Source organism: Celeribacter sp., assembly GCF_048261515.1.
Taxonomy (GTDB): domain Bacteria; phylum Pseudomonadota; class Alphaproteobacteria; order Rhodobacterales; family Rhodobacteraceae; genus Celeribacter.
Map to the genome: position 1 here is coordinate 1 of NZ_JBLXFZ010000010.1, position 23528 is coordinate 23528.

The following is a 23528-nucleotide window of genomic DNA, read 5'->3' on the forward strand; positions in this document are numbered from 1 at the left end:
GACATTCCCGGACGGACGGCAACTGTACACGGTTTCCGCTCAAGCTTTCGGGATTGGGCCTCCGAGAACGGCTACGCACGCGACCTTGCAGAACGTGCCCTTGCCCACAGCATCAGGAACGCCACCGAAGCCGCCTATCACCGCACCGACCAACTAGAACAAAGGCGGCCTATGATGGAGGCCTGGGGCGAATTCGTGGTGCGCGCGTCAAAATAAAGGGCGTGGAAGGTTTGTCGGGTCGCGCCCAGTTTATGTTCACGTTTCGATGCCAGTTGCAGGATTACGAAGTGGCTCCGGCACGTCAGAATGCAAAATTTCTATGGACAGCGGCCATGCGAGTTTGCATCTTCCGAGAAGATTGTCGATAATCTAGATGACCACCAATTAGGGACCTTATGCCGCGCAGCCACGTAATCTCGAAAGCCCTGGAACAGCAAATCATCTTTGGCCGCTTGCATCCCGGACAGCGGCTGATTGAAGATGAGCTGCTCACCCAGTTCAACGCCACCCGCCATCAAGTACGCAATGCGCTGGAGCAGTTGGTGCGGGAGGGACTTGCCACCAAAGTCCGCAACAAAGGCGTGCAAGTCCGCGCCTACACACCGTCCGAAGTTTGTGAACTTTATGAAATTCGGGACATCCTGCAAACGGCAGCAATTCTGCGGATGCCCCTGCCCTGTCCTCCGCAGGCAATTGCTGACCTTCAAGACCTCTGTGACGCACATTCTGCCGCCACCGCGCCTCAGGAAATTCTACAACTGAACAACGCCTTTCATGAAAAATTCTTTACGCTGTGCAGCAACCGCATGCTGATAGAAGAGATCGCCTCACACACCCGTGCAACACATCCAATCCGGTCGCGCGGTTTTTTCGACGCTGCCTATCTCGACCTTGCCCGGCAGGAACACCAGCAGATGGTCGACGCCCTGCGCCGGGGCGACCTAGACCAGCTGGTCGCGCTGAACTCCCGCCATATCGAACGCCCCAAGACGCGCTACCTCGAAATGCAGGTGGCGCTCGACATGGCCTGACCTCAGCCGCTAGACCGTCGCAACCGGCGTTACCGGAGAGCCGACCGCGCCCGGCAGTCGCAGCGGCGGCGCCGTCAGAAGAAAGCTGCTGCGCCCCTGCGCTCGCAGGTGGCGATTCAACGGCCCCAGATGCCACAGCTCCCCAAGCGGCAGTCCGATCTTGAACAAGCAATGCTCATGCAGCGGCAGGGATGCACGGAGTCCCTTCCCAGACTCGGCGGGGGATTGCTCCACCGCGTAATTGTCTGCCGCCAGCGCGGCGATTCCGCTGTCGGTCAGCCAGTTCAAGAGTGCCGGGTCATGGCCATCCAGAACGGCAAAGGACGTATGCAGCCGCACGGCATCCGGTTGCCCGCGCATGGCGATTACCGCATCGGCGAAACCGGTGTGCAGACACAGTATGTCCCCCCGCTCGACAGCAACCCCTTGAGCATCCATCGCGCGCAGCAGCGCATCGCGCCCAATGGCAATCCGCTTCTCACCCGCGGCAGCATGCAGGTCGACAAGCACACCGCGGCTCTGGAGACCAGTTTCTGCCATGGTCTCGATGCCCAGCCTCCGGGCCGCCACGCCCTCGATATCGCCGCAGCCGCAGCAAGGTTCACCGCCATCCGATCCTGTAATATGCTCCCCAGCGCGCCAGCCGTTGTAATAGACCGGCTCCGCCACGCCATCGCCATCGGCATCGAATAGTCCACCCACATGCGCCAGCGAGTCCCACTGGGTGGAATACTGCGTGTGTAGCAGCACCGCATCGTCGCAGATCACGTCGGTCAAATCCGGGTCGTGACGCGCTAGCGCGTGGTTAAAGTTGCTTTGTCCGTTGCGCGCGGTTGCGAAGTGTCGCGGCGGGCTGCGTCTCGGGTTCAGCGCGCTGCCGCCGGGTAGGTCCAGCGGCAGCGACAAACAAAAGCTTCGCCCCTCACGCACCTCCGAAATACCGCGCATTACAGCCTCGGATCCCAGAAAATTCAGCCTACCGATCTGATCATCGGGACCGAAATCGCCCCAGTTCGATCCTTCGGGGCGGTACGTCCAGCGGTGTGTCCTAGTCATTCGGCTGCCTCCGCCACCGACCGCCGGCGCGAGGCCACCAGCACATGCACCAACGCCAAAACGGCGATGCCCGCAAAGTCGCTCACCGAATGCGGCCAAAGTAGCAGCCCACCGGCAAAAATGCTTAGCACCCGCGCGGCGGCGCCCGCCATCAGCCAGCCCGGCAACAGAGCGCCGGTCTGCGCCGCCGTCAGCGCGTAAATACCCAGAAACGCGGTGGTCAGCGACCAAAGTACCTGCCAGGTAATACCGTCCTGCAGGAGTAATTCCGGATGATAAGCAAAGATCATCGGAATAATGAAGCCTGGCAAGGCAAGCTGCATCGCATACACACCGACTTCAAGCGGTTTGGTCCCCTCTCCCGCAATGGTCGCCGCAATGAAGTTGGAGGGGCCCACGGGCGGTGTGATCGATGACAGGGAAGCAAAGTAGATCAAGAATAGATGCGCGGCGATTGGCGCAACGCCAGTATCAATCAACGCAGGCGCCACCAGAACCGCCATCAGAAGATAGCAGACGATCGTCGGAAGTCCCAAGCCAAGAATAATCGATGTCAGTGCTGAGAACAGTAGCAGCAGAACGAAGCTGTTGCCCGCAAGGTCCGACAGGATCTGCGACAGGACGAGTCCCAGCCCCGTAGTGCTGGTCAGCCCAGCGATGATCCCGGCCGCGGCAACGATGCCGACGATCACGGCGCTGCCTTTTGCGCCCTCAATCAGCCCCCGCGCAAGGTTACGCAGCACGCGCAGCAGGTTGCGCGTCTCGATAAGGTCCACCGCCAGAACCGAAAGCACCGCCCAGAAGCCCGCCCGCTGCGGCGTGTAGCCCTGCACAAGCATCACGATCAGAACCGCGATCGGCAACAGCTTGAGCCAGCCGCCAAAAACCAGATCCTGCGGCGCCACATCTTGGCCCGCAGCCGGAACGCTGCGGATGTTCTGGCGCACGGCGGTCAAGTCGACCATCAAAAAGATGCTGCCGTAGAACATTACCGCCAGCGGCAAGCTAGCCAGCATAACAGAACTGTAAGTGATGCCCAGAATGTCAACCATCAGGAACGCCGCACCGCCAAGGATAGGCGGCACAAACTGGCCGCCGACGCTGGCCGTGGCCTCGACAGCTGCGGCAAAGGCTGGGTTAAATCCAGAGCGGCGCATCATCGGAATGGTAAAAGCGCCGGTGCTGGCAGTGTTGCCATAAGCAGTGCCCATGACCGCACCCAGAGAGCCGCTGGCAACAACCGCGATCTTGGCCGGCCCGCCGCGGGTGCGGCCAAGCACGGCGCGGGACTTGTACAGTAGGAAATCAATCAAGCCGATCTGCCCAAGGTAGGCCGCGAAGATCACGAACAGCACGATATAGTTAGCGGACACTCCCGCGATGGTGCCATAAATGCCCCTCCCGGTCACATAGAGCGCCTGAACGATCTGGGTGATGCTCAGCCCGGCGTGGGAAAACGGCTCTGGCAGGCGGTTGCCCGCCAGCGTGTAAAACACGAAAAAGCCTGCAATGATCGGGATGCTAGGCCCGGCGACCATCCAGGCCGCCATCAGCGCAATCAATATCGCCGCGATGCCGAGTAGCAGCTCCACCTTCGACGGCGGCAAACCGACGAACTGCCAGGCAATCGGATAGAGATACAGCGCATAGGCGCTGACTCCGGCCATCAGCACCAGCGCCACGACCGACGGCAGGCGCCAGACACCCTGCACCGCGGCACGCATGGCAAACAGCATAATGAACCCCGCACCGATATGCAGGATGCGGTTGATGACAGGATCTACGAAGTAGACGCCCGAGGCCATGACAAGCGTCAAGCAGGCAAACCCGAGAGCCGCCGCGTCGCGGCCGATCTCGGGCGGCGACAGGCTGGATTGGCGGTCAGACATGGGAGAACTCCCCTTTTAGGACGGTCAGAACAGAATTTCAGCGGCCCCACACAGGGGCCGCTCCATTATTGGGCCGGCGCTTACCAGATGCCGATTTCGGTAAAGTACCGGATGGCGCCAGGGTGGTAAGCGATGCCCTTCTGGCCCAGGAAATCACGCGAGGCCAAGGCGTTCTCTGCGGTCCATTGGTTGCCGTTGGAATGGACCTTAGCCAGCTGTTCACTGTTTTCATAAATTGCCTTGGTCACGGCATAGGCCGTGTCATCAGGCGTGGCGGCAGTGATCATCATCAGTGAAGGCAGCATGACCGTTGTGACCGGCTCGGGTTGATTGTTGTAGGATTCGGCCGGGATGATGCCGGTGGTCATGTATGGCATGCGCTCGCGCACCATGGCAATTTCTGCCTCAGTTCCGCCGATCATCCTCGCATCGATCGAGGACATCACATCAACGACCGCGCCTGTAGGAATACCTGGGGTGACTACCATGGTTTCGATATCTCGGTTCTTCAGCGCATCCGCCTGAGCCTGATGGCCGATACGGGCCGAGCGGATATCGCTAAGGTCGGTGCCAAGCGCGCGGATCGCGCCTGTGGTGACCTCAAAGGCTGCGCTGCCGGGCTCGCCCACGCCGATGGTCCGATGGGATGCCATCGCTTCGGACCAGCTTTTGGCGCCATCCTCGGCCCGCACCACCACCTGCATGAAATTGCCGTGGCCGGCGCCGATAACGCGGATCTTGTCGGGATTTACGGTGCCGTCGGCAATGCCGTTTGCCACGCTAGTTGCAAGCGCCAGACCCATGGTCAGATCCCCACCGGCCGAAAGGCGGCGGGCGTTCTCCATTGATCCCGCTGTTGTGACCGGCGTAACTGTGGTGTCCAGCTCATCGCTCAGCACCTGGGCAAAGCCATTTCCGAGCACGAACCAGACGCCGCCTTCCGTGGCGGTGCCGAGCCGGATGGCATCCGCCGCCGCGGCCTGTGTTGCCATAATTGCGGTAGCTGCCGCGACAGCAAGGTATTGTTTATACATGTTTTCCTCCCTTTGAAATGTGTGGGCTATGCTCTCCTTCATGGCCCATGTAAAGTTTGCGCTGTATCATGGACTGCCTGGCCGGCTCACCGGCAGCGACAGCAGCCGGAAAGACTGCGACTTTCCGTGCCCGTCAAGATTCAGACTACCGTTCACACCGCCCTCGAGCACGCCGTCGATGACAAAGTTCATGCCCCCCAGCAACGGCAGAAGGTAGCGGCGGACCGAATGCGCGCCGCGATGGCCAAACAGCTCCTGCACGCGCTCGGCAGTAACCTGCTCGACCAAAAGGCCATAGTCCGCCGGATCATAGGCAAACAGGCAAATGTTCAGCCGCTCGCCCTTGTCGCCCGCTCGGGCATGGGCAAGGTCATAAAGGGGCACGGCCTGGTCCGAGGCCTTTGGAACAGCACGGTTATGTTTCATGGCAGAAGCTCCATTCGCGATTGCACTGAGGATTTTGGAGCAAGACAGGAAATCGTGTGAATGCGTTCGGTCGCGGCGAGACGCACCCCGCCACCGCCGGCTGGGCCACAACACAGCAGCGCCAGAACCTCCTGGGTTGCGGCCTCCACAACTGCGCGACTTCCACCTTCCACGGCCATGCGAAGCCGGATATCCTCTGGCTCCTGCAAGGCAGCAGCCGACAGTGCGCCGTCATCGCTATCAAAGACGCTGGCGACGCCAATCAGGTCGAACCGGTGCCGCAGCTCCAGCCCGCGGATCACCAGCCGTTCGCGCAACACATCCCGCGCCAACCGCGCCCGCGCCAAAGCGCCGGGGCCAGCATAACTGATCTCGCCCTCGCCCAGCCAACCGCCGGGATAACTGACGGTCACCTTGTAACTGTTGGTCGCAGGCTTGCCCCGCACACCTTGCACGGACACACGGTCCGGCGCCTCCTGACACACGCTGACGCCGCTGAGGTCGATGATGACATCGGGGGTGATGTAATGCGCCGGATCATGCACCTCATATAGGAGCTGCTCCTTGACGGTTCGCAGTTCGACGATACCGCCTGTATTGTCCGGCTTCGTCACCGTCAAAGCGCCGTCCTCGCACACCTCAACAATCGGGAAGCCCAGCCGCGCCATGCCTTCGACCGGCTTTTTCTGCGGATCGGCAAAGTAACCACCGGTAACCTGCGACCCGCATTCCGCAATGTGTCCTGCCAGCATGCCGGCCGCCAGCCGCGGCCAGTCATCCTCCGCCCAGCCGAAGTGATGCAGCAGCATCCCCAGCGCCAGCGCTGGATCGGCGACCCGCCCAGTGATGACAATCTGTGCGCCCGCGCCCAACGCTTCTTGGATGCGCTCTGCCCCAAGATAGGCGTTGGCAGCGATCACCTGCGCATCCGCAGGCACCGCCCGGCCGTCGTCACCGTCCCAAGGCTGCAGCGGAAGGTCAGCCAGTTGCGATGCAATATCATCGCCCGTGACAATGGCAATGCGGGGCCGCGGGCACCCCAGTTCGCTGGCAATCCGATAAATCCGTTCGGCCGCAGCCCGCGGGTTAGCCGCCCCCATATTTGAGACAATGGGCAGGCCGTGGTCCAGACAACGCTGAAGGACTGGACGCAGCAGCGGATCAAGCAGCGGTTCATATCCCGCGTTCGCGTCCTTCTGCTTGGATTTCTGAGCCAAGGCAAGCGTACGCTCGCCAAGCGTTTCAATCATCAGCCCCCCCGGCAAGCCAGAGGCGATCAGATGATCCACCACAGGCCCCGGCGCATCAACCCGGTCGCCTGAAAAACCTGCGCCACAACCGATCAAGAATCTCTTCATCTCACATCTCCTCCGTCACTCGAAACACTATCGACATTATTATCGATAATTCAAGCGTGGAGTTTAGCTATGAAAATTATTCACTTTAAAGCCACTGCCTGAGCTTGCATCGAGGGACAAGCGGCACCTCGCAAACTATGCTCGACCTTCGATGCTCTGTCGACAAAGTGAAACCTCGCAGATCGTGACCTGCCCTCCGACAAAATCCCACATTTTAATGTAGAGTCTGCCCGATCTTGAAGAAGCAGACGAATGCGGAAGAGCCTTTTACCGAGGCGCAGATAATCGGGATGATCAAGGAGCAAGAGGCTAGCATGCCGACGGCTGAGGTGTGCCGCAGACATGGCCGCAGCCCTGCGACGTTCTACAAGTTTAAGTCTAAGGATTGCGTCCCGGGAAATGGTGTAACTTTGCTCTTCGGCCTTGGTTTGGCCGCAGTTCCAGGACGGCGATCATCGCTGGGTCCATAGGATCAGTGTCGCAAATGGCAGCGATGGTTTCCAGAGTCATGTACATCGCGTGATCGCCTATTCATCATTTTTCTCCAACATCAGGGCACCGACCAGTCGCGTCACTGCAGCCTCGTTCGGAAATATCTCTACGACGTTGGCCCGGCGCTCTATCTCATTTTTCAAGCGCTCTGGCGGGTTCGTGGAATGGATTTTCGCCAGTGTTCGCGGGAGAAGCTTTTGTAGGCAAGGACGTCATCCTCTGCTTGGCGGATCAGCTCCGCGAGCTTGGAATGGCGCGGTTCGAAGGCGTCGACCAGCTTGGTCCAGTGTTCCTTCGACGCTGCCAGCGTGTCCTGATCGAAGGCGGTCCTGAGTGCTGCGGTGAAGATGGGGTAGTCCTTCTTGCCAACGCGGGCAAGCGCGTTGCGCATAAAATGTACGCGGCAACTCTGAACCGTGGCGCCGAGTACCAGCGTTCCTCAACAGGTATGGCCAGATCTTATGCTGCGGATGTTTCTTACTGGTGCTCGGTTCCTGACAGATCGGCACCAAACGCATAAGACGCATCAACCACCGGACACGATGGCGGCCACATTGGTGATTGTCGCGCTTCATATAACGCACCATCTGACGCGCCCCATACAGAGGCGTTTGCCAGGAACTGATTGTCGATTATTCTCATGAGGCGCAGGTTCTCAGTGCTCTCGCCAACAGGCTGATAGCAAAGCCCGGGTCGTGATAATTGCAGCAGTACGCACGGTTTACGCATACTCAGCTTATGATCCCGGCTCACCATTTTCTGTCCCGTTGACCGACAGTGCCTTGCCAACGGCGAGGTCTCAAGAGGGGCGCGTCCCGAGCAATTGATGCGAGGCATCCACTGCCCAGCAGTGCATGCTAGCATGCACGAAAAGGGGCTAAAAAATCTCGCTCCACAACAAGCTGGCAGATCTTGGCGTGCAGCTTATCAACATCAGCGGCACTGTCCTGTTCTGGCACTGAACCTTTGCGCATAAAGGCCGCCGCCATGTTTTCTACCGCCGCGCGTTTCCAAGTGCCGATCTGCGTTGGATGCACGCCGTAATTCTGGGATAGCTTAGACAGCGCCATCTCCTCGCGGATCGCTGTAAACGCAACCTTGGCTTTAAACTCTGGAGAGTGGCTCTTTCTTTTCTGCATTTTGGATCGTCACTTTTTTCATGCGATCCACCTTAACGTCTGGTCCGAATCTCCGCGACCACCTCTCATCTCTCAGGACCCAAGCGACCTGACCGATTTCATCGCCGATACGAGGGACTTTTTGGCCAATACCCGAAAGTTGGAGGGTTGCCTCTTCTGTAGCATCATTTTGGATGATTAGTCCTCTGGACTCGTGCTGACCGTTGAGCGCTGGAGAGACCAAGATGCGCTGACAGCTCATACCCTACGCGCTGAAATGGCGAAGGTGATGGGAAATTGGATGAGTAGGATAAAACTGGACATCCGAAAGCATGATGCGTCAAACGCGCTTGAACGTAATGCTCCGGCGAGGGCCGTCTGAACATGGCTTGGCTCCGATGGTAAGTCCGAGCTTATGTCCGACTTTATCAACTGTTCCCAAATTGAAGTTCTTTCCGCGACCGATGGCGTTCGCCGTCGGTCCTGGTCTGATGATGACAAACTACGCATTGTGGAGGAAAGCTTTATTGGCCACCGACAGGTGACCGCGACAGCTCGGCGGCATGGTATTTGCCGCTCGCTTCTGACCACTTGGCGGCGGCAGTATAGAAACGGTGAGCTTGGCTCTTCTCGCCCGGTGTCGTTTACGCCAGTGAGTGTAACGCAGAGCGGGACCACGGCGCAGAGCAGTTCGCTCAATTCCTGTCCGTCTCCGGCCTGTCAGATTGAGATAGCCTTGCCGAATGGGCGTAGGCTCATCGTGCCGGCGGGTGTTGAACCTGCGGCCCTTGCCCGGGTTCTGGCTGTGGTGGACCCGTCATGATTGCGTTTCCGGCGGGCGTGAAGGTTTGGATTGCAGGTGGCGTCACCGATATGCGGCGAGGCATGAATACGCTGGCGCTACAGGTGCAGGAAGGGCTCGGCCGTGACCCTCATGCAGGTGAGCTCTTTTGCTTTCGGGGCCGCAAGGGCGATTTGGTCAAAATCCTGTGGCATGATGGCGTGGGCATGTCGCTCTATCTGAAGCGCCTGGAGGCGGGCAAGTTCATTTGGCCCGTGAGCCAATCTGGTGAAGCTGTACAGATCTCGGCGGCGCAGCTCGGATATCTGTTGGAGGGGATCGACTGGCGCAATCCACGCTGGACGCAACGTCCTGCAAAGGCGGGATAAATCGCGTTTTAAGCCTGTTTTTGTTGGAGTTTTTGCGGCGCAGATGATAGACATTAGCTATGTCAAATGCCGCTTCCGAACTCGCCAAATTACGTGCCGCTCTGGCTGTCGCCGAAGCGCGTGCGGAGGTTGCGGAAAGCGAATTGGCGCAAGCCCGTGCGGTCGTATCCTGCTCGGAAGCGATGATCCAGGAACTCAAGCTTGAGATCGCCAAGCTGCGCCGCGACAAATACGGCATCTCGTCCGAGCGACGCGCCCGGCTGATCGATCAGCTGGAACTGCAGCTTGAGGAGCTGGAAGCTTCAGCAACCGAGGATGAATTGATCGCCGAAGAGGCCACCGCAAAGGCCAGCACTGTGCGCGCCTTTACGCGCCGCCACCCTGTACGCAAACCGTTCCCCGATCATTTGCCGCGCGAACGGGTTGTCGTCGAGGCGCCTACTGCTTGCACCTGCTGTGGCTCGGACAGGATCGTGAAAATGGGCGAAGATAAAGCGTTTTTCGTTTAATCTGAATCAGATTGAGCGAGAAACGTTTCGACACTGCATTGATGTTGCTGCGCCTCTCAAAAATTGAGTGCCACAAGTTTTTGAGAAACACTTTATTACCGAGACACTGGAAGGGCTCCGCCCGTTCTTGCCTCAAACCGTCCCCCGGACGGTTTGCCGCTGCGCGGATCAGCGCGAACTCCCACGCCAGTGGAAGGTGATCCAGACCGTGCGTGAAAAGTTCACCTGTCGGGCGTGTGAAAAGATCAGCCAGTCCCCAGCCCCGTTCCATGCAATCCCTCGTGGCTGGGCTGGCCCCGGTCTGATCGCCATGCTGGTCTTTGAGAAGTATGGCCAGCACCAGCCGCTGAACCGGCAGGCAGAGCGCTTTGCTCGTGAAGGCGTTGAGTTGAGCTTGTCGACGCTGGCTGATCTGGTGGGACATGCCGCCGTCGCGTTACAGCCCATTCATGCGCTGATCGAGAGCCATGTGCTTGCTGCGCACCGTCTACATGGCGATGATACGACTGTGCCGCTTCTGGCACGGGGAGGAACGAAGAAGGCTCGGCTCTGGACTTATGTGCGTGATGACCGGCCTTGGAACGGAGGAGCACCGCCGGCGGCAGTCTTCCACTTCTCCCGCGATCGCGCCGCGACCAATCCCAACCAGCATCTCGCCGGATGGCAGGGCGTCCTGCAAGCCGATGCCTATGGTGGATACAACGACCTTTACCGCGATGACCGCGAAGCCGGAGCTGTGACCAGTGCGTTGTGTTGGGCGCATGCACGCCGGAAGTTCTTCGAGCTCGCCGATATCGCGGGCAACGTGCGCAAGGGGAAGCCCGCCCATCAGATCTCGCCGGTCGCGCTGGAAGCGGTGAAACGGATCGACGCCATCTTCGACATCGAACGCGAGATTAACGGGCTGGATGCTGATGCGCGCCTTGCCGTCCGCCAAAAACTCTCGCGCCCCTTGGTTGATAATCTCCATGACTGGCTACTGGCAGAACGCGCAAAGCTGTCCCGGCACAACAAGGTCACCAAAGCGATCAACTACATGTTCGAGAAAGATAGCCGTTGGAAAGCCTTCACGGCGTTCCTCGATGATGGCCGCATTTGCCTGACGAATAATGCAGCTGAACGCGCCCTGCGCGGCGTAGCCTTGGGGCGGAAGTCATGGCTCTTTGCCGGTTCCGAGCGCGGGGGCGATAGGGCAGCCTTCATGTATACCCTTATCGTTACCGCAAAGATGAACGATATCGATCCGCAGGCCTGGCTCGCCGATGTTCTTGCCCGGCTGCCTGAAATGCCCGTCGCGCGCGTGCCGGAGCTTCTGCCATGGAATTGGAAAAACTGGTCCCTCCCAGAGGCGGCATAATCATGCAGCTCAATAAGGTGCATTCCGTCAAGACCATCGAGCGCGTTGCTGCCGAACTTGGCGAAACCGTCGACCGGATATTCGATCTCGCTATCAATATGGAAACCGAAGATGGCGTGATTTGGGTCTACGGCCTCCGCGACGAAAGCGTCATCGCATTCACGACGTTCGGTATCGAAAACCTACGCGACCTGATCGAAATGGACCAGGAGTAAGCGCGGTGGTCTCCCTGTGGCCTACGCCGGATGATTACGCTTGAACTGGCGAATTAGGTCGTTCTTTAAACCGACGTGATCGCGTGGACCAATGTCATCGGCATGGGGTCGGCATCGCAGCAACCAGCGACGTTATGCGCTTTGAACCGTTCCTTCGGCGGCAGTTTTCTGGCGGCCGAAAAGTCCAAAGCCGCTACCCTACGACCGCCGAGAATGCTGCTTGATGGGTTGAACGACATTGATCGGCGGAACGGTTGAGATCGGCTGTGGGCCGTTCGCGCAAACATTGCTCAGAATACAATATGACACGCGAAAAGAGGCCTTAATTTTCCAGCCAATCCTCAAGCGCACGGTTTGTTGCCTCTGGTTGCTCAAGCGTCGGGAGATGTCCCGCACCCTCGATGACTTCCAGTCGGCTCTTCTCCAGCGCATCACACATCGCCAAATGGCGATCCATCGGACACAGGCGATCGTTCTCGCCAGTCAGGACAAGGGCGCTACCCCGATAGGCCCGCAGCGCCTCGATTTGATCGGGCCGTGTCATCAGCGCCCGCGACTGGCGCAGGAAAACCTCCGCACCGAGATCAAGCGCCATATCCAGTGCCAAAGCATCCATTTCAGGCGTTTCGCACCTGCCATGCCGATAGAGGGGGATCATTTCGCGCGTCATCACCTCCGCGAGCCTCCCCTCCCTGACGGCGTCCATTTGCGGGCCCCGCTTTGCCTTCACCACATCGGTTTCGGCAAAAGGATTGGTGTCGAGAAGCGCAAGGCGCTCAACACGTCCCGCGGCCTGCCGCACCACCTCCATCGCGACGATCCCGCCCATGGACAGCCCCGCAAGCGCGAAACGCGGCGGTGCATTTTTCAGAATGTCGGCGGCCAATGCCTCAACATTGTCGTGGTCGCTGATCGGTGCATGGTGGACCACACGCTCTACTGAAAAAGCCGCGATTTGCGGCGCGAACAGGCGCGCATCACACATCATGCCAGGGACCAGAACAAGCGGCAGCTTTGTCATGTCTCATCTCCAAAGAAACGATCGGGCGCAAAACGCGCCCGATGTTGTGTTCTGGTCCTCAGGTCAGTCCTGACCGTTCCATGTCGGACCAGCCGGATCATCGGTCGCGGTGATCCGGTAAAGACCTGCCTGCCCTGTCATCGACGGCTCGACGGCATTGCTTTCCCCCGGCAGCACAACCGCCGTATCACCGTTAGACAGGGAAACCTCGACATCATTGATCCTGATGCGCCAATGGCCCGAGGCAGGCATCAAAACAACAGGCTTCTCTGCCTTGACCATCTCGGACTGCGCCGAACCGCGGCTGAGGAAGTCCACCTCGAAACCGGGTTTATCCTTGATCAGCCCCTCGCGCCCGATGACCGTCACAGGTTTATTGGCCGACAGGGCCATGAGGTCCCAGTAGCGGGCGACGTATTTGCCGACCACATCCTCGACAGGCACCTCGGGGAAGGCTTTCAATTCCTCCTCGGTCAATAGCGGCATGGGGCGGACATTGTGGGGAAGGGTCTCGCCCTTCTTGGAGTCATATAGCACGCCATTGTCGCCAAGCATCAACCCGTGATCGCGCGCGTCCTCGATGACTTGTGGGGCCCACGTAACGCCGCCCCCCGCATCATCGCCGCCAAGGATCGACATGATCATGCCGTAGTCCTGTCCAACATTTTCAAATCCGCGGAAAATGCCAGTGGGAATGTTGAAGATATCACCCTCTTCCGCGATGAATTCACCCGCTTGCCCCCAACGGCCCCAGAAGAACCGCCAGCGGCCTTTGGCGACGAAGAAAACTTCCGCCGTTGTGTGGGAATGCAGGGAGTTGCGGCATTTCGGGGGCTGGCCCGCCGCACCGATGTTGAAGCCGATCTTGTCGGTGATATGCACGTGTTGGTCAGGGCTTTCCGAGACCCCGCCCCCGACGATTGTGAAGTTTTCCTTCTGATCCGAGCCGGGAGTGTGGGCGTCGATGAATGCAGTCTTACAGGGCTTAAGATCGCCGTAGCGCACGATGCGTTCGTGAATAGTGCTCATGAGTTTATCCTTTTCAATCCATTTTCAGGTGTCTGGCAGTCGCAAGCACCCGCACTCGGAGGACGATTGTTGAGCCGTCGCGCGCGACGGCTTTGCAAATAGGCATGACGCCTGCGCAGCGTCTCGCTCCCGCAACACCGCCCCCTGCCCTGACGGACACAGCGATATGGGATGGCGACACTCACGGACGGAACACCTCGGGTTTGCGCGCCGATCCGCGAATGATCAGTTCACCCGAAATCTGACGGTGCGCAATATCCTCATTCCCGTTGATGCGCCCCAGAACGGCCTCCACCGTTTCCTCGACCATGCGATCAACCGGCTGTGAAATGGTGGTCAGGTCATAGGTCGGCCAGCTTGCCTGCGGAACGTCATCATAACCGATAACAGAGACATCCTCGGGCACACGCAAGCCAAGCTCGAAGCGCAGCACATCCATCGCGGCAATCGCCATATGATCGTTGCCGACAAAAACAGCGTCAGGTTGCTCCACCCCGCCAAACATCGCGCGGGTAACGTCGCGCAGATGCGCGATGTCATACATGCCGTCCTCAACCGCGAAGGGTTGCAGACCCTGATCAGCAAGCGCCTCGACAAATCCCTTCGCGCGGTCCCGTCCAGTGGATGACCCTTGCCAGCCCGAAATATGCGCAATCTTCCGGTGGCCGCCCGCGACAAGGAAGTTAGCCGCCATGCGCCCACCCGCAAGATTGTCAGAGGTCACAGCCGACAAGCGCGGATCATCCTGAGTGCGGTTGAACATGACAATCGGGATACCTGCGCCTTCACAGCGGGCAGTCAGATCGTTGGAAATCGAAACCGAAGCGGTGATAATCCCGTCCACCCCGTAGTCGAGCAGGTTTCGCACGACTTCTTCCGTCCCCGCCTCGCTGTTCTCAGCCATAAGAAGCAGGATGTGATAACCTTGCTCCTGAAGTTTGCGGCTGAGAAGCTCGATGGCGAGCGGGTAGAATTGGTTCTCCAGATAGGCAACGACCAACCCGATCATCCGGCTCTTACCCGTGATCATCGCGCGCGCCATCCGGTTGGGACGATACCCAAGCTCCTTCGCAGCCTCCAAAACGCGGGCGCGGGTTTTTTCGGACACGCTGGCACCATCGGTAAACGACCGGCTCACCGCCGACTGCGAGACACCCGCAAGACGCGCCACATCCGCCAAAGTGACCGTATCACGCGCCATGTCCCATCCTCCCGACGGGGGCGCTGTATGATGCTTTCTTCAGACTCATATCACTTCTCACCTGGTTACTCCGATTTCATCTTCGCCCCGACGAGAGGTCGGAGACGAAGTTAACGTGCGCCCCTATTGGCCGTAGCCGAGAAATGTTTGTGGCAGAACCAGTGACAGCCAAGGAACAAAGGCGATCAAAAGCAGGGCCACAATCATTGCCATCACCCACGGGAAAATCTTGCGCGCGACCTTGTCGAATTCAATCTGACCGACAGCCGCCGCCATGAACAAATTCGCGCCCAGAGGCGGCGTGACAAAACCAATCGCCAGCGCCACGATCATCACCACACCGAAATGCACCGGATCGATCCCGAGTTGCAGAATGATCGGCAGAAGCACGGGTGTGAGGATCACAATTGCTGCGAGGGTTTCAAGGAAGGTTCCGACAAAGAGCAACAGGGCAATGACCGCAAGCAGGACCACATACTTGCTTTGCGTATGCGCCAGCACGAATTGCGCCAGTTCCGTCGGAATTTTCTCCAGTGCGATCACGCGACCGAAAGCGACAGATGCGCCGATAATGACCAGAACGGCGGCGACCAGAAGGGCAGAGTCCAACATCATTTTCGGGATCGCCCGCAGCGGCAACTCTCGATACACAAAACAGCTCACAACCATCGCATAGACCACAGCCACGGCGGAACTTTCCGTCGGCGTCACGATACCGGAATAGATCCCACCCAGAACCACAACCGGCATGGCAAGCGCCAGCTTCGCCTCATTGAGCGCCGCCCAAAGGCTTCCCTTGTGCAGCGATCCGTTTCCCAGATCAGGCACGCGGCGACGATGCAGGATGTTGTAGCCCACCAGCGTCAGGGCGATCACGATCCCCGGAACGATACCCGCCATGAACAGCGCCGTCACCGAAACGCCTGCGGCCACGGCATAGACGATCATCACAACCGAGGGCGGGATCATCACGCCGAGCCCCCCTGCGGAGGCAACCATTGCGGAGGCATAGGCGCGATCATATCCTCGGTCGACCAGTGCCGGGATCATCGCAAGCCCGATAGCGGCGACGGTTGCCGATCCCGTCCCCGAAATCGCAGCGAAGAACAGGCAGGACATGATGGTGACGGTCCCAAGGTCACCCGGTGCGCGCCCGAAGGCGTGATCGGCAACTGCGATCAACCGCCGCGAAATACCGCCATGCGCCATCATCGACCCTGCGAGCGTGAACAGCGCAACGGCGATGAGCGTAAAACTGTCGATCCCTGATACCAGTCCGAGCGCATACATATCGAGGCTCAGAAACGGGATGTAGGTGATGGCAAGCATACTGGCGGCACCAAGCGCGATACCAATCGGCACACCAATAGCGAGAAGGAGGAAGAAGCTTCCGAAAAGTATGGCTGTCGTCATGGCTCAGATATCCGTTTGCAGCGCGAGTGGAAGGTCGTTCTTGACGGCTGCGCGCCAGATCGAGTGCAAAAGACGCAGGCTGGACAGCCCGCCCGAAAAGATAATCGCGGCATAGAGAACGCCCGAAGACCACTCGGTAGAGCTCAGGATTTTTCCCCGTTCCACCGCCTGCTGGGTAATGGTCACACCGAGCCAGCAAACCGTCAGAGAATAGGCGAGGAATGCAAGTTCGGCCACGACGAAGGTCCAGCGCCGCCAGACCTGCGGCATCGCATCCAAAAGGACAGTCACCCGCATATGCCGCTTCTCACGTATGGCGTAACTCACGCCGAAGTAGATCATGTAGACGAAGCAAAACCGAGCAAGTTCGTTTGCCACCGCAATCGAGGTGGAGAAGGCAAATCGCGCGATCACATCGGCGAAAACCAACAAGATGACGAGCGTGAATGCAGCGACAATCACTGCTGGCTCGAACCATTTTTCCAGATAGCGCATCTGCCTTCTCCCTTGAGTTTACTTGGACACGGCGGCCATGAAGGTGTCGTAGAACGCGTCTCCGACCTTCGCGCGGACATCCGCTTCGATGGCCGAATTCATGGTTTCGCCAAGGCGCTTTTTATCCTCGGCGGGCAGTTCATTGACCACGAGCCCCGCCTCTTTGAGCTTCGCGAGTGTTTCGGCATTCGCCGCCTCGGTCAGTTCACGTTCTTTTTGCACAGTCTCCCGCGCCACCTCATCGATCAGCGCGCGATCTTCGTCGGACAGCCCCTCGTACCAGTCGAGATTGGCCATCCACAGTTCGGGCCAGTAGATGTGCCCCGTGAGCGAGACATATTTCTGCACCTCGAAGAACCGTTCGATGATCATGGAGCTCAGAGCGCTTTCCTGACCGTCGATCAGCCCTTGTTGCAGCGAGGAATAGATTTCACCCCATGCCAGAGGCACGGGCACGGCCCCAACGGAACGCCACGCCTTGATTGCAATCGGGTTGTCAGCCGAGCGCATCCGCAGACCTGCAAAAGCTTCGTAGCTGTCGAGTGGCGCGCGCGAATTGGTGAAGCTGCGGAAGCCGAGTTCCATGAACCCCATATTCTTGAGCCCACGGCCTTCCATCGCCGCCGAAATTGCGTCGCCCGCCTCGCCGTCTAGAAGCGTGCGTGCTTTTTCCTCGTTTTCGAACAGAAGGAACTGGTCGAGCACGGCCAACTCGTCCACGGCCGAACTCAGATGCACCGAAGCGCCTGTCGTCATCGTGATATTGCCCGACTGGACCAGCTCGGTCATTTCCTGAACGCTGCCGAGCTGGCCGCCTGGGAAAATCTCGACCTGGATTTCACCGTCGGAGCGTTCTTCGATCTCGCTCTCAAAAAACGCCAGAGCCTCGTGGACCGGTGATCCCTCGGGCGTTGCGTGACCGATACGGATCACCTCGTCAGCATTCGCCTGAATGGCGCAGGCAAAGACAAGACCCGCTGCCAGTGTGAATTTACGTTTCATGATTTCCTCCCGTAGTCATATCAATTGTCTGCGCGAACACATTTTCAACGTCGCCGAGAAGTGTGTGACAGACTGGCCCTCAAGCCCCGCGCAAAGATCGCGCTCCAGAAAACACGTGGTTCTGGCGCATTGGGACCAACATTGCACTTACTCCTCCGCGAGCCGGGCAGTGTGCGTTCCTCCCGAGAAAGCCCGCCGCGCTAGGAGTCAGGTATCGGAGTTCTCGCAAATGCGTCAATAAATTTTGCAAACGTTTGCAATATGAAAATCCCCAAGAATTGAAATCATAATTATATTTCAATTATTTACCTGAAGATGGGCAATTCTCTAAAGAAATCCTATGAAAAAATTGCAAACGAATCCATGCACTTTTCGCGGGAAAATCGGTGGCATCCCCATGCATCAATGATCTGAATCTTTTGAACAACCGCACAAAAAGAAAGGAGCCCGGCGCCTGCGCCGTGCTCCTGTGTGCTTCAAGGACGCCCTCTCGCGGAACCGTCCGCTCCCTCGCCTATCCGGCGGTCCAACCACCATCGATCATCAAGGCGGTGCCCGTCACCATCGCGGAAGCCTCGGACGCCAGATAGACCACGCCCCCCATGATGTCACCAATTTCGCCGATACGGCCTAGCTTGATCTTGTCTTCGATCCACGCGCGCCGCGCAGGGTCAGAGAGGGTTTGCTCTCCCAGAGGCGTGCGGATGAAGGTCGGACAGAGCGTATTGATCCGCACGCCATGCGCGCCCCATTCAATCGCCATAGATTTGACCATGCCTTCAACTGCATGTTTCGAGGCACAATAGACCGCGCGATCAACACCACCGACATGCCCCATCTGGCTGCTGACATGGATGATCGACCCCTTACGTCCGCTCGCGATCATGCGTTCGGCGGTCAGGGTCGATAGAAAATAGGCAGCACGCAGATTGACGTTCATCACCGCATCAAAATCGGCAGGATCTGTCTCGATGGCAGGTGTGTGCCGCGCCATGCCCGCCGAGTTCACAACGACATCGAACGGCTCCATGCCGTCAAGCGCCTGCCGAACGGCGGCGACATCCGTAACATCCAGCGCACAGGACGCGGCGTCCGCCCCCTCATCCGCCAATGCCGCGACCAACTCGTCAAGCGGCCCCTGCCGTCGCGCAACGGCCGTAACATGCGCCCCCGCCCGCGCCAGCGCCGCAACCGCGCCCAGCCCAATTCCAGAAGTCGCGCCAGTAATCAGGGCACGTTTACCAGTCAGAGAGAAGCTCGGCGATTTGGGAAGTTGCATCGGGTTGGTTCCTTGGTCAGGGCAATAGACAATGGAGGAGAGGACACTACCAGCGAAACACGGCGCGCGAACATAACACTCGCGCGCCACATTATTTGAACAGCTTTACTCCGCAGCCTCACGATAAGGCGCGGCCTCACCATAAGGCAGATTGACGCCACCGTAGCGCCGCACGCGGATATTGCACTGTTCGGCATGACCGACAAAGCCTTCCAGCAAACACAGGCGAGACCCGTACTCCCCGACCAAAGCCGCGGCCTCATCCGTAACGATGCGCTGGTAGCTGTGGGTCTTCAGAAACTTTCCAACCCAAAGACCACCCGTATATCGACCAGCCTTTTTCGTCGGCAAGGTATGATTGGTGCCAATCACCTTGTCGCCATTGGCAACGTTCGTGCGCGGCCCGAGGAACAAAGCGCCATAACACGTCATATTTTCAAGGAACCAGTCGTCGCGATCCGTCATCACCTGCACATGCTCGGAGGCAATATCATCTGCCACTTCCAACATTTCATCGTAGCTGTCGCAAATGATGACTTCGCCGTACTCCTCCCAAGAAACTTTCGCGGTTGCCGCCGTAGGCAAAACGGTGAGGAGCCGATCAATCTCGGCCAAAGTGTCCTCAGCGAGTTTGCGCGAATTGGTCAGCAGAACGGCTGGCGAGTTATAGCCATGCTCCGCCTGCCCCAGCAAATCCGTGGCGCAAAGCTCGGCATCCGCAGCCGTTTCATCCGCGATCACCATCGTCTCGGTCGGTCCCGCGAAAAGGTCAATCCCCACACGACCGAAAAGCTGCCGCTTTGCCTCTGCGACAAACGCATTGCCCGGTCCGACGAGCATATGCACCGGATCAATCGTCTCGGTGCCGATCGCCATTGCGCCAATCGCCTGAATGCCGCCCATCACATAGATTTCATCCGCGCCGCCCAGATGCATGGCGGCAATAACGGCAGGGTTGGGTTTGCCGTTGAACGGCGGTGTGCAGGCGACGATACGCGGCACACCCGCCACTTTCGCCGTTGCCACCGACATATGGGCGGAGGCAACCATCGGAAACTTCCCGCCCGGCACGTAGCAACCAACCGATTGCACGGGGATATTCTTGTGACCGAGGATGACACCCGGCAGGGTCTCCACCTCGATATCGGTCATGGACGCTCGCTGGGCCTTGGCAAAATTCACCACCTGAGCCTGCGCGAACTTGATGTCGGCCAATTCGCGTTCGCTCAACTGTCCGATCAAATCGTCGATCTGCTCTTGGCTGAGACGGAAAGACTCAGGGCTATAGCCGTCGAACTTCTCGCTAAGCTCGCGCACCGCGACGTCCCCGCGTGCTTCGATGTCCTGCAAGGTGCTCTCGACCACGGCTCGGGTCTTGGCATCATCACTTGCCCGATCAGCATCAGACTTGCCACGTTTCAGATATTCAATGGTCACGGCGGCCTCCTATCGCATACAACCTTCAGATACCGCCTTCATAAGGCCGCCGAACCGTGTCGCAAGATTTTCCAAAGATGTTGAAATTATTTCATCCTCATTCGCATAGGCGCTTGAAATCGCGAGCCAACGCCTTGCCGCCTGCGGTCATGAGTGTGTGCTCTGACCCGACAACAAAGAATGAGCCACCCGCGTCGCGGTGCGCCGTAAGCGGCTCGGATGGCGCGCAATACAACCCTGTCGCAGCGCCTACTGCTCCAAGAATTTTCGCAGTCATTTCCGCAACTTCAGGTGCGAAGAAATCCTCCAGGCCATGCGACACCGCGAGGTCCGCACGCCCGATGAAAAGGGCATCAACCCCCTCCACCGCCGCGATTCCCGCGTGATTAACAACGCCATCGGGATCCTCGATCTGGCAGATCAAAGCGCATTCTTCCCGCGCCCTGTGAAGATGCTCACCCAATGGCCGCTCCGCATAATCCGCCGCCCTCGTGGTCCCCGCGAAACCGCGCCCGCCAGCTCCGTAGGACACTGATGGCGCCAATGCCTCGGCCTGCTCTACGGTCTCGACATGAGGCACCATCACACCAGCCGCACCGGCATCGAGAACATTCAACACCCAGTCCGACGTCGACACAGGCACACGGACCACGATGGGGCACCCGACGGCACGCCCGGCCAATATCATCGCATCAACACTCCCCCGATCAAACGGTGCATGTTCGGCATCCACCACGAGGAAGTCGAACCCCGCGCGGGCCATTATTTCGATGATGATCGGATGCGGTGTTTTGATAAACGCGCCCAGTAGCGGCTCCTTCGCCGTGAGACGGGATTTGAACTCTGCGTTATTCATGCGCTTTCTCCTCAAGCCGCTTGTTCGAGTTTGATAGGTTCGGGCGCGCCTGCGGAGCAGGAAAGCGCGTGGTTGCGAATGGCCTTCATCAAGCCAAATTGGCCTCCCTACCACAGCAACGCGTCACGTCCCGACGTGCTCGCGACCAATTTACTTGCCGCATATCCATTCAAGCCGACGAACAAATGCCGCTATACATCGGCCCTCCCGCACACACGACTCGCCCCAATTGGCACTGACTGTCTGGGACAGGACACGGCTCGCTGCAGCAAAGCAACTCTTCCGCGCGCATTTGAAATTATTTCATCAACCGCTGTCGCGCACCTGCATTTCACCCTGCAAAATGCGGATATCTCCATTTTCGGGGACGCCATTTGATGAAAGGATTATGTCCACCGCCTGAGCCAGCATCCGACGCAAGGGCTGGCGCACGGTTGTGAGCCGATATGGCTCCCATGCCGCCATGGGAATGTCATCAAAACCAATTACCGCGATATCGTGAGGCACCGAGACACCCGAGGTCCGCGCCGCGTCCAGAAGTGCGATTGCCATGATGTCATTGGCACAAAATACGGCATCAGGTAACGGACGGTGACCGAGAAGCTCTTGGGCTACCGCATAGGCTTGCTGATACTCGAAACCGCCATCGAATTGGACGTCAATTGCCCGCCCCGCCTCTTCGAGGCAGTCGCGAAAACCGCGCATCCGTTCCAAATGGGTTGATGTGTCCTTGCGCCCGCCGATAAAGGCAATTCTCTGCCGCCCTCCGTCAAGAAACCGTGCCGCAATCTGCCGCGCGCCGCCATAGTTGTCGCAACAAACGGCCATCATGGTGCTGTCAGTCTGCACACGGTTTAATAGAACGGCGGGAATTCTGTTTTCACGACAAGCCCGCGCCAGCTGTGATCGCAACGTTGAACTGGCAAGAATAACGCCTTGAGTGCGGAATTCCAGCACCTGCCGCATGACGGTGTCCACCTCCTCGGCTGAGGGCACCACATGCATAATTGCCTTGAGTCCACGCTCGGGCAATTGGCGGGTCAACTCGTCGATGGCGATAGGATAGAATGGATTGCGCAATTCACTGACAACCATCGAAATGGTTCCCGTCGCTTGTTTCGACAAGATTTTATCGACGCTGCTGACATAGCCGAGCTGTGCGGCAGCGGCAAAAATTGCCTTACGCTTCTCATCCGCAACGGAGCCATCTGAACGATAGGCCCGTGATACGGCTGACACGGAAACCCCAGCGAGCGCGGCAACATCCTTGGCTGTTACTTTTTTCATGCGCGCAACCATACACAGCCTAGGGCGCCTTGCAAATATTTCAATAATATCATTGAAATTTTTCCTCTATACGACAGCACCTGTTGGGCGCATTTGGGATTTTAGTAAGGGATGACATGCGCGCAGTTGCGGCAGGGGCGGCATTGGAGAGAGCAGAAGCTCCCCCCATCAACGAGGATTTTGCAACGATGCGTGGGCCCTGGGGGTCTCCTACAGGTTACTGCCTGCCCTTTTTGCGTAGAGCCGAACGGACTTCGGCAGATCAACCGTGTTTTCTGAAGTTTACGTTTCCGAAACAGAATTTCGTTCAAATTGCAACGAATGGCTAGTTTGACGGATCGCGCAGCAACATTCCGATCGACAAGAGAACAGCAGAAATGGGCCGTTTGCGTCGACCGACACAAAGGAGCGTGGTCGACGTAGCCTTATTCGTTAATGCGTAAACTCTGGGGAAAAGACATTCCACTGGACCGGTTCATCCCCGCGTGTGCGGGGAACGGTCACCTGATTTGAATCGCGTCAACCACTCAAAAGCAAAACGAAAATGCTGGGCTGGATGTGGAGCCGAAGCTTCCCAAAATCAGGAAAGATAAGTAACAACAGTGCGTTGCAGGAAGATAATGGCGGAGACGAAGGGATATCCTACTTCAATCGGCCGATGTAACGATACCAGTGGGTTAGCTTGGACCACGCCCCAAGTACTTACTTGCACTGTACCAGATGACTGGAACATGGGAAGGGTATGTCGCCAGAAAACCCACCATATTTCGTGCGGGTAGCAGGACCGTTACGCTTGCCTTGTCGAACCGGGTCCAGAATTCATGCCAGTCTCAAATGGCACCCTACCAGTCTC

20 protein-coding genes and 6 pseudogenes are annotated in these 23528 nt (G+C 58.4%); 8 read left to right on the top strand and 18 right to left on the bottom strand.

The genetic code is table 11. The features are described 5' to 3' along the window. Together ACN0SC_RS15115 and ACN0SC_RS15120 are read left to right on the top strand one after the other, a co-directional pair. A pseudogene (locus ACN0SC_RS15115) lies at positions 1 to 216 on the top strand (integrase); the annotation flags it as partial. Between the two features lie 179 nt (positions 217 to 395). After that, positions 396 to 1031 (top strand): GntR family transcriptional regulator, encoded by a 636-nt coding sequence (locus ACN0SC_RS15120; protein WP_417250529.1) that lies wholly within the window; start codon positions 396 to 398, stop codon positions 1029 to 1031. Between the two features lie 9 nt (positions 1032 to 1040). Here the strand turns inward: ACN0SC_RS15120 and ACN0SC_RS15125 are convergent, their stop codons facing one another. From ACN0SC_RS15125 to ACN0SC_RS15145, 5 genes are all read right to left on the bottom strand, one after another. Further along, entirely contained in the window at positions 1041 to 2087 is a 1047-nt protein-coding gene (locus ACN0SC_RS15125) for a cyclase family protein (RefSeq protein ID WP_417250530.1), read from the bottom strand. Continuing rightward, a complete protein-coding gene (locus ACN0SC_RS15130) occupies positions 2084 to 3976 on the bottom strand; it encodes a TRAP transporter permease (protein ID WP_417250531.1) in 1893 nt (630 codons plus the stop codon). Before ACN0SC_RS15130 ends, ACN0SC_RS15125 begins: the two co-directional genes overlap by 4 nt. 80 nt (positions 3977 to 4056) lie before the next feature. Continuing rightward, entirely contained in the window at positions 4057 to 5010 is a 954-nt protein-coding gene (locus tag ACN0SC_RS15135) for a TAXI family TRAP transporter solute-binding subunit (RefSeq protein WP_417250532.1), read from the bottom strand. 66 nt (positions 5011 to 5076) lie between these two features. Further along, on the bottom strand, positions 5077 to 5436 hold the full coding sequence (locus ACN0SC_RS15140) for a hypothetical protein (RefSeq protein WP_417250533.1): 360 nt from the start codon (positions 5434 to 5436) through the stop codon (positions 5077 to 5079). After that, positions 5433 to 6794: an acyclic terpene utilization AtuA family protein gene (locus tag ACN0SC_RS15145; RefSeq protein WP_417250534.1), complete on the bottom strand. Its 1362-nt coding sequence runs from the start codon at positions 6792 to 6794 to the stop codon at positions 5433 to 5435. The genes ACN0SC_RS15140 and ACN0SC_RS15145 overlap by 4 nt, the downstream gene beginning before the upstream one ends. 252 nt (positions 6795 to 7046) lie before the next feature. Between ACN0SC_RS15145 and ACN0SC_RS15150 the strand changes: the two are divergent. Beyond that, positions 7047 to 7177, top strand: a pseudogene (locus ACN0SC_RS15150) (transposase); the annotation flags it as partial. Here the strand turns inward: ACN0SC_RS15150 and ACN0SC_RS15155 are convergent. From ACN0SC_RS15155 to ACN0SC_RS15165, 3 genes and pseudogenes are all read right to left on the bottom strand, one after another. Next, positions 7173 to 7716: pseudogene (locus tag ACN0SC_RS15155) on the bottom strand (transposase); the annotation flags it as partial. The pseudogenes ACN0SC_RS15150 and ACN0SC_RS15155 sit on opposite strands and share 5 nt — an antisense overlap. Before the next feature lie 76 nt (positions 7717 to 7792). Continuing rightward, positions 7793 to 7912 (bottom strand): annotated as a pseudogene (locus ACN0SC_RS15160) (hypothetical protein); the annotation flags it as partial. 231 nt (positions 7913 to 8143) lie between these two features. Next, positions 8144 to 8425, bottom strand: a complete 282-nt coding sequence (locus tag ACN0SC_RS15165) for a transposase (RefSeq protein ID WP_417250535.1) — start codon at positions 8423 to 8425, stop codon at positions 8144 to 8146. A 394-nt stretch (positions 8426 to 8819) separates the two neighbouring features. On the opposite strand from ACN0SC_RS15165, the gene tnpA reads away from it, so the two are divergent. From tnpA to ACN0SC_RS15190, 5 genes and pseudogenes are all read left to right on the top strand, one after another. Beyond that, positions 8820 to 9227, top strand: coding sequence for an IS66-like element accessory protein TnpA (gene tnpA, locus ACN0SC_RS15170; RefSeq protein ID WP_417250536.1), 408 nt, complete (start codon positions 8820 to 8822; stop codon positions 9225 to 9227). Further along, the gene (gene tnpB, locus ACN0SC_RS15175; RefSeq protein WP_066604743.1) at positions 9224 to 9574 is read left to right on the top strand and encodes an IS66 family insertion sequence element accessory protein TnpB; all 351 of its coding nucleotides are present in this window, start codon (positions 9224 to 9226) and stop codon (positions 9572 to 9574) included. Before tnpA ends, tnpB begins: the two co-directional genes overlap by 4 nt. A 59-nt stretch (positions 9575 to 9633) precedes the next feature. Then, positions 9634 to 10065 (top strand): annotated as a pseudogene (locus ACN0SC_RS15180) (IS66 family transposase); the annotation flags it as partial. Positions 10066 to 10177: 112 nt separating this feature from the next. Then, a pseudogene (tnpC, locus tag ACN0SC_RS15185) lies at positions 10178 to 11440 on the top strand (IS66 family transposase); the annotation flags it as partial. 2 nt (positions 11441 to 11442) lie between these two features. Then, entirely contained in the window at positions 11443 to 11655 is a 213-nt protein-coding gene (locus ACN0SC_RS15190; RefSeq protein ID WP_417250537.1) for a hypothetical protein, read from the top strand. Positions 11656 to 11977: 322 nt separating this feature from the next. On the opposite strand, the gene ACN0SC_RS15195 is transcribed toward ACN0SC_RS15190, so the two are convergent. The 10 genes from ACN0SC_RS15195 to ACN0SC_RS15240 all read right to left on the bottom strand — a co-directional run bounded on the left by ACN0SC_RS15195 (position 11978) and on the right by ACN0SC_RS15240 (position 22675). Continuing rightward, positions 11978 to 12676, bottom strand: coding sequence for an alpha/beta fold hydrolase (locus tag ACN0SC_RS15195; RefSeq protein ID WP_417250538.1), 699 nt, complete (start codon positions 12674 to 12676; stop codon positions 11978 to 11980). Between the two features lie 63 nt (positions 12677 to 12739). Further along, the gene (locus tag ACN0SC_RS15200) at positions 12740 to 13705 is read right to left on the bottom strand and encodes a cupin (protein ID WP_417250539.1); all 966 of its coding nucleotides are present in this window, start codon (positions 13703 to 13705) and stop codon (positions 12740 to 12742) included. Between the two features lie 181 nt (positions 13706 to 13886). Continuing rightward, complete coding sequence (locus ACN0SC_RS15205) at positions 13887 to 14906, bottom strand: LacI family DNA-binding transcriptional regulator (protein ID WP_417250540.1); 1020 nt, start codon at positions 14904 to 14906, stop codon at positions 13887 to 13889. Positions 14907 to 15029: 123 nt separating this feature from the next. Further along, the gene (locus ACN0SC_RS15210; protein WP_417250541.1) at positions 15030 to 16319 is read right to left on the bottom strand and encodes a TRAP transporter large permease; all 1290 of its coding nucleotides are present in this window, start codon (positions 16317 to 16319) and stop codon (positions 15030 to 15032) included. A 3-nt stretch (positions 16320 to 16322) separates the two neighbouring features. Next, entirely contained in the window at positions 16323 to 16814 is a 492-nt protein-coding gene (locus tag ACN0SC_RS15215) for a TRAP transporter small permease (RefSeq protein WP_417250542.1), read from the bottom strand. A gap of 18 nt (positions 16815 to 16832) precedes the next feature. After that, positions 16833 to 17816 carry a TRAP transporter substrate-binding protein gene (locus tag ACN0SC_RS15220; RefSeq protein ID WP_417250543.1) on the bottom strand — a complete coding sequence of 328 codons (984 nt, stop codon included), beginning with the start codon at positions 17814 to 17816 and terminating at the stop codon, positions 16833 to 16835. A 514-nt stretch (positions 17817 to 18330) separates the two neighbouring features. Beyond that, positions 18331 to 19095, bottom strand: a complete 765-nt coding sequence (locus tag ACN0SC_RS15225; protein WP_417250544.1) for an SDR family NAD(P)-dependent oxidoreductase — start codon at positions 19093 to 19095, stop codon at positions 18331 to 18333. Between the two features lie 105 nt (positions 19096 to 19200). Then, positions 19201 to 20532, bottom strand: coding sequence for a histidinol dehydrogenase (hisD, locus tag ACN0SC_RS15230; RefSeq protein WP_417250545.1), 1332 nt, complete (start codon positions 20530 to 20532; stop codon positions 19201 to 19203). A gap of 97 nt (positions 20533 to 20629) precedes the next feature. Beyond that, entirely contained in the window at positions 20630 to 21388 is a 759-nt protein-coding gene (locus ACN0SC_RS15235) for an HpcH/HpaI aldolase family protein (protein ID WP_417250546.1), read from the bottom strand. Between the two features lie 306 nt (positions 21389 to 21694). Beyond that, on the bottom strand, positions 21695 to 22675 hold the full coding sequence (locus ACN0SC_RS15240; protein ID WP_417250547.1) for a LacI family DNA-binding transcriptional regulator: 981 nt from the start codon (positions 22673 to 22675) through the stop codon (positions 21695 to 21697). Positions 22676 to 23528: the final 853 nt, after the last annotated feature.